The sequence below is a fragment of the Stenotrophomonas pictorum JCM 9942 genome (assembly GCF_001310775.1).
GTDB classification, from domain to species: domain Bacteria; phylum Pseudomonadota; class Gammaproteobacteria; order Xanthomonadales; family Xanthomonadaceae; genus Stenotrophomonas; species Stenotrophomonas pictorum.
In genome coordinates this window covers 39,501-46,006 of sequence record NZ_BAZI01000002.1, presented here as the reverse complement: position 1 = coordinate 46,006, position 6,506 = coordinate 39,501, and the positions used below count along the sequence as shown (strand labels likewise).

Here is a 6,506-nt window from a genome sequence, read left to right as displayed (position 1 = left end):
CCCCATTAATCGTTACTCGCCATTCCACGCCGACCTGCCTGCCCCCCGGTAGAGGCGGGAGAGGAAATGGGCATTGATGCCCGCGAAATGTCAGCTGCACCACTGCCGCCTCCTCCACTACTGCCACGGTTATTTTCAGGAGCTTGATGCAAGTAAGAGCCCGGTGGCTGCCCCTGCGGGCCGGGCTGCGCGCCTGCCGCACCGCCAATCTGTGAATACGCCATGAAACTTCCCAACGTTCCTTGGAAAAACATGGCGGCCATCGGGGGTGCGGTCAGGATCAATGTGGTGAGGATCAGCCCCATGCCGCCCTGCTGCATCGCTTGGCTGCTCAAACCACCACCAGTCGCCACATCCAATCGGAAATCTCCGAAAATTTCGCCGATCCAGAATGCAACGGACAACAACCACCACACCACTGAAATATCAAAGGTATCGCCACTGGCACCGTGGAACTGCTACAATTTGAGCAATAACCTCAGCAGATCGGAGAAAGGAACACCAATAGACAGCTAACGATAGAAAACAAACTCACTAAAATAAGACCAAATAAAATACAGCCCACTACTCAGCAATAATCAAAAATCACGCTGCCAACTGTTTAAAATTTTTCGAAAATAGGTTCAGAGCAATCTGTGTACTTTATTTCGCATTCCACCAATCCATCCTTCGCGCACATTTCCTGCACACGCTGGACGGCCACCTCTTTTGTAGCCGCCGTATTCGATCTAATTTTTCGCCCTCCTTGGGCTATTCCGTACGCAATGCACTGGTTCTTATAACTAGCGAACACACTGCAATCCTTCGCACCATAGGTCGCGCAACGCTGCTGAGCTTCAGATATAGCTGTTCTCTTAGACCTTTGACCCACTGAAGCCCCCATATCGCCGCTACGGGAGACTGAAATCACTCCCCACGTTTTGATCCAGCGCCCTGTGGCCCTTGGCCCGACTGCGCCTGATGCTCCACTCGGAATTGGAGCACAACCAAGCACCCCCTGCCCTCCGACCGGATACTGCCCAGGCGGACATGGTCCTTCCGCATATGTCGCGACTGATACCAACAGCAGAAGGATAAAGAAAAACGCACGCGATATAGAAAACATGCTAAATCTCCTTCAGTTTCCAGTATTGCGAGGTGCGGCCCGGAGCCCCGTTTCCGGAGCTACCGCTGCATTATTCTGGGGTAGAATCATCCTGCTTCCGCCGTCAGCTTCACGGCGCCCTCCATCATCTGCGTGTGCCTTATTCGGCGAAGATGGCGTATAGCTACCCGGCGGACGACCATCGGCACTCGGCGTACCAGCCGCACCACCACCTATCTGCGAATACGCCATGAAACTTCCCAACGTTCCTTGGAAAAACATGGCGGCCATCGGGGGGGCGGTCAGGATCAATGTGGTGAGGATCAGCCCCATGCCGCCCTGCTGCATCGCTTGGCTGCTCAAACCACCACCAGTCGCCACATCCAACAGGTACTTGTCGACCAGTGCACTGGTCCAGAACGCGGCGGACACGCGAATGACCATGTCGAGTGCGATCGACACCATCGCGGCCAAGACCGCCATCGAGAACATCGTCCCCAGTCCATAGAAGAGCCAGCGCTGGAACAGCTGCTTGGTCTGATCGAACAGCAAACACAGGATGAAAAGCGGCCCCAAGCCGATGAAGAGCGCGATCGCCACCTCATATAGCAACAACATCGACCCGGCAGTCACCGCAGGCCCACCGGTGCCCAGACCGATGGCCAACAATGCCCGGTTCTTGTCGTCGCGCAGATTGTCATCGTCCAGCACCTTGATCGCATCGACGCTTGAGAGCGCCACCTGCATCCAAGCCAGGCTCTTGTCGATCTGTTCGTCCGGCGACTCGTTCTTGCCGGTTACAACCCAGGTGATCTCGTCTCTTACGTCCTTGGTTATAAACTGCTTCAGACTGCCGCCGAACATGGCCATGCTGGTAGCCACACTCACGATAAATGCAGCCCGCGCCATATTGGTGACAAGAACCATCATCGAGTCGCGGCTTTGCCCGGTGACGATCCGGAAGCCTTGAAGCAACACCCAGAGCGTCATCAAGGTCAGTGCGATGCCGCCTACCCAGCCATCATATTGCCGAGCAGCTCGATGCTGAACGCATCGATGCGCTTACGCAGGTAAGTCAGGATGAATCGGAAAAACGCAAAATCCCCGATCGACTGCATGCGTATGGCATGGCCCAGCAGGTCCTGCAACCCGCCGGTTAAATCAAAGCTCTCAATCGATCGGACATTCATTCCTGTCATTCCTGATTAGTTCCATCAGACCGCTTTTCGTCGCCACTGCTGACGATGTCCCGGCTCATCCGCTGAGCTCTCAGTCGATGCTCAGCGCCGTCTTCAGTGCGGCCGTCTTGACCAGATCACCGGCCAACGACGACGGGCCTTTCATCGCCCTATGCGCAATCAGCTTCTGGTTGGCCTCCATGACCTCGATGTAGGCGTCATAGGACTTCATGCGCGCCTCGAAATTTTTGGCCGCCGCATTGATTTCGTTGGCGGTACGCAGCGAATCGTTTACGACCGCGTCCATGTCGCCACGCCTGTTGCTCAGAAGGCGCAGGCTGGCAATCCGGTCAAGACTGTTGAGGAACGACGGGGCGGTAGTAAGCATGAAATCCACCGATTCATTATATTTTCGGTTCTGCATCATGCGAATGTTCACGCAAATCTGGGTCTGCTGGCTTTTCCAGTCACCGCCGGAGCCGAACACGACTGAGCTCAACCAGCCCTTCAGATCCGCATCCTTGCCACAGGTCTCAGCGACCAGGTAGTTGGGAGCCACCGGCGTCAGCGGCGCAGCATCAGGCAATCCGAACGAATTGATGATCCCCTGTACCGTCACCAGCGCCTCTTGGTATTCCCGTAATGTCTGTGCCCAGTCGGTAGCCCATTGAGTGTTGTCTTTGATGTACTGGGCCGCTTGCTGGATCTGGGCACGGTAGGTATTGATCTGATTTAAAATTTGCTGCCCAAAACTAGGACCCACTTCCACGACCGCCTGTTGCGAATGGGCGGTGACAGCCCCAAGTGCCAGCGCGACTCCAAAAACAATTGCCACCCCGCTGTGATGCGATTGAAGATTCGAATTACTCCTTCCCGATCGTTTCATGACGTTCTCCAAAACAGGGATCTTCTGATCGTGGGTTTATGAAATTCCGCAATGAATCAAATTGCGACCTCGTTTCGGGGCGAATGTGCTTTCCCTGAGCCTTTTCGCCTCTTGTAGAACTCGTCCAGCCACTGCTCGGGACTGAGGTCAGCTTTTGCCACGTTCTCCCGTTCCGCGACATCCAGCAGGACGCGATGCATCACCTCGATGTTGTCGGTGGAGGCGGAAATAACCGAGAGGATGTCATCCATACCGCGCAGATTGAGCTGACACACACTGGCGGCATGGCCCTGTTTGACCAGAAAGCAGCGTGAGCGCTCATCCAAAGCGGTGACCACTTTGAATTCGGCTTCGGTCAGTTTCAGTCCGTCGATATAGTCCGAGCGACTGGCATTGGGATTGGGCAGCAGGATCAGCGTAGCGGTCTGCTCGATCAGCGCGGCGGCGATGTCGCTTTTGAGCGCATCTTCCGGACTCTGGGTGGCGAAGATGCCCAGCCCATTCTGTTTACGGATGGTCTTCTGCTTGTTCTTGGCGAATTCCTTCAGCCCTCCCTCGCCATCGAGGATCTTCCAGAACTCGTCCATAACGTAGATCAGCGGGCGCCCATCGATCAGCGATTCCAAGCGATGCAACAGGTAATTGATGACCGGTACACGCACTTCAGGATTGTCGATGATGTCGGTGTAGTCGAAACCGATGATGCTTGCCTTGCCCAGGTCCACGGTATCGACCGGATTGTCGAACACCCAGCCCAGTGAGTTGCCCGATGTCCAGCGGCGCAGGCGTGCGTACAGGCCGTCATCGCCCATGTTGGGCAGGCTTTTCTGGAAGTTGGTCATGCTGCGCAGGTGCATCGGCGTGTCGAGCATGCTCGCCACCGCGCGGTAGATGTCATCTTCCTCGCGGGCGCTGTATTCGCGCTTGCCGGCCAGCACTTTGATCAGGTCGGCCAGGAACTGCACGTTGCTTTCGGTGTTCTCGCACTGGAAAGGGTTGAATCCGGTCGATGCCCCGTTCTCAAGCGCCAGATAGTTGCCGCCACAGGCGCGCACAAAGATCTCGGCGCCGCGGTCCTTGTCGAAGAAGAAGATGGTCGGCGACGGTTCGTACTTCTGCACCTGGCTGAGCAGGAAGTTGATCAGCGCCGTCTTGCCGGTGCCGGACTTGCCAATGACCATGGTGTTGGCAATGGCCTTCTCGCCGAGCGAATTCTCCGAAGGATGCGTGGCATGGAAATTGAAGTAGTACGGCTGCCCGTTGGTGGTCTGCAGCGTGGTCACGCAATCGCCCCAGGGGTTGTTGTGCGGCTTGCCGGTGGCGAAGTTGTGCAGCGGCGACAGCCCGAGGAAATTCAGCGAGCTGACGTTGGCCAAGCGGGTGCGATAGCGCCAGTTGGCGGGTAACTGTGAATAGAACGCCGAGGTGACCGCGAGGTCCTCTTTGGTTGACACGAAACCGGCATTGGACAGTTCGGCGCGGGTCGCGGCAATGTTGTGGGAAAGCTTTTCCTGGCTGTCGGCATAGACCGCGATGATGAAATGGTATTCGCCCAGCACGAAGTTGCCCGATGACAGCTGATCCATCGCCTGGTCCAACTCGATGATCTGACTTACCGCCTTGTCACCGGAGGAAATCATCATGCCCTTGGTGCGGTCCAGCACCTTGAGCGCATCCTGCCGCCCCATCGGACTGAACGAATGGGTGATGACATACTCGAAATCGAGATACTTCAGTCCATTGAGTACTCCGGGATACGTCCCATCGGCATATTCCTTGATGTTGAGAATGGCGCCGAAGTGTTGATGCCGTGGGGCGTACTGACCACAAAATCACCTGTCTTGGCCGAGAACATGTGGCGGCTGACCGGCAGGTAGTCTTTGACCGGGGCCGACAGCACCGGCACCGGCTCGTCGATGCGATTGAGCAGGTAGCCGAAGAACTCCAGGGTTTCGGAGAATACCTGGCCGTTTTTCGCTTCATACATACCCATGCGGTACGGCGCGTAATCACGGATGACCGCCTCGACGTTGCCCGCCATTTCCAGCAGTGTGGCAACCGCCTGATCCTGTTCGGCCTGCAGCTTGACGACGTCCGAGGACTTGTCCATCAGCCGCTTGCCCGCCACCACCGGGCGGTACAGCATCGTCAGGTACAACTCGTTCTGCATGATCCGCTGCGCCGAAAGCATGTCCATGTACTGGTCGCACACTTCCTGGTTAAAACGCTGGCCGAACCGGCTTCGCGAGGTGAGCTGGCGCCGACGGCGGATGTCGTGCACCCAGAACGCCACGTTGACGAAATCGGGGGCACGCAGGGTCTGCAACAACCGGTTGAAGGTGTTGTGGCGGTGCTCCAGTTCCCAATCCTCGCGGCCTACGAAGGGCAGCCCCTGCAGATGCCACGTCAGCAGAAAATCCCCGCCTGTGGTCTTTACGACCGTCGGCGCCACGTGCGACGAGAGGGGGATGAATTCACTGATGGAGGTGTCGGGGCTGAACATGAACGGCTTCCGTTGAGGTACCGCGAAAGGGGTCTACCTGCCGCACCGTGCAGGCGACGAAGGGGTCGCCTGCACGGTTTGTTACCTGTCACCGGAGGATGACGGCGGTGGTCTGTTGCGATAGTGGTTGGGCGAAAACACCCACATGCCATCGTGCTGCTGCAGATTGCGCGCCTTGAATTTGAAATGCAGGCGTAGACCAATCAGCCGGAAAATCATTTCGTCACGCTTGGCCATATGCCGCATCACAAAAATGGCGAGCGGAATCAACAGCAGCAGCCACATGTTGAAATACATGCCCAACAGCAGCAGGCCACCGGCCACCAGAAAGAAGGGGACGTACGGCACGCCCAGAAACATGGGCGGGCGCGTACACCCCCGGAACAGCACATTCTTATGCACGGTAATGCTGGACCACGTCGATCAGCATGGTGGTGGCGGCACAGGTGCCACTGCTGTCGCCCAGCAGCATCTTGGCGATCTGGCCGGCCGCGCCGATCAGTAGGCCCCCGATCAGGATCGGCGCCACATCGGCAATGCGCTTATGGGCGAAGGCAATCTGATAGCCGGCGAAGATCACCGCGATAGTCACCACGGCGATGGAGGCCAGGTTGAGCAGGCCGTTGATGTTGTTGAAGAAGCCGCAGACCTTCTTGTCAGCGCCTCCAAAATTGGTTGCCTGGGCAAATACGTCCGGCACAAAGACCACACCAGCGAAGACCATTGCCATCAGCAGGGTCTTCAGCGTGCGCTGGACGTTGGCGGAATCGAGAGAAGTACGCTTCATTGATGATTTCCTTGTCGATGGTCCAAAACAACTGAATCGGCCATACCGTGTGGCTGGCCGTGCCACAA

At 56.9% G+C, this 6,506-nt stretch carries 5 protein-coding genes and 2 pseudogenes; all 7 read right to left on the bottom strand.

Going from position 1 to position 6,506, the window contains the following annotated elements:
* Positions 1–5 precede the first annotated feature (5 nt).
* Positions 6–404, bottom strand: a complete 399-nt coding sequence (locus JCM9942_RS19785; protein WP_338062230.1) for a hypothetical protein — start codon at positions 402–404, stop codon at positions 6–8.
* A gap of 197 nt (positions 405–601) precedes the next feature.
* A complete protein-coding gene (locus JCM9942_RS17950; RefSeq protein ID WP_089153116.1) occupies positions 602–1,105 on the bottom strand; it encodes a DUF4189 domain-containing protein in 504 nt (167 codons plus the stop codon).
* 12 nt (positions 1,106–1,117) lie between these two features.
* Positions 1,118–2,274 (bottom strand): annotated as a pseudogene (locus JCM9942_RS00435) (TrbL/VirB6 family protein).
* Between the two features lie 79 nt (positions 2,275–2,353).
* Positions 2,354–3,148, bottom strand: a complete 795-nt coding sequence (locus JCM9942_RS00430) for a hypothetical protein (protein WP_145974317.1) — start codon at positions 3,146–3,148, stop codon at positions 2,354–2,356.
* A 56-nt stretch (positions 3,149–3,204) separates the two neighbouring features.
* Positions 3,205–5,651, bottom strand: a pseudogene (locus JCM9942_RS00425) (VirB4 family type IV secretion/conjugal transfer ATPase).
* Between the two features lie 81 nt (positions 5,652–5,732).
* A complete protein-coding gene (locus JCM9942_RS00420; protein ID WP_083468347.1) occupies positions 5,733–6,053 on the bottom strand; it encodes a VirB3 family type IV secretion system protein in 321 nt (106 codons plus the stop codon).
* The gene (locus tag JCM9942_RS00415) at positions 6,046–6,438 is read right to left on the bottom strand and encodes a TrbC/VirB2 family protein (protein WP_054656787.1); all 393 of its coding nucleotides are present in this window, start codon (positions 6,436–6,438) and stop codon (positions 6,046–6,048) included. Before JCM9942_RS00415 ends, JCM9942_RS00420 begins: the two co-directional genes overlap by 8 nt.
* Positions 6,439–6,506 lie beyond the last annotated feature (68 nt).

Bases quoted from the DNA above. Each gene is read 5' to 3' on its own strand.
- JCM9942_RS17950 (WP_089153116.1), bottom strand. From the start codon at position 1,105: ATGTTTTCTATATCGCGTGCGTTTTTCTTTATCCTTCTGCTGTTGGTA.
- JCM9942_RS00430 (WP_145974317.1), bottom strand. From the start codon at position 3,148: ATGAAACGATCGGGAAGGAGTAATTCGAATCTTCAATCGCATCACAGC.
- JCM9942_RS00415 (WP_054656787.1), bottom strand. From the start codon at position 6,438: ATGAAGCGTACTTCTCTCGATTCCGCCAACGTCCAGCGCACGCTGAAG.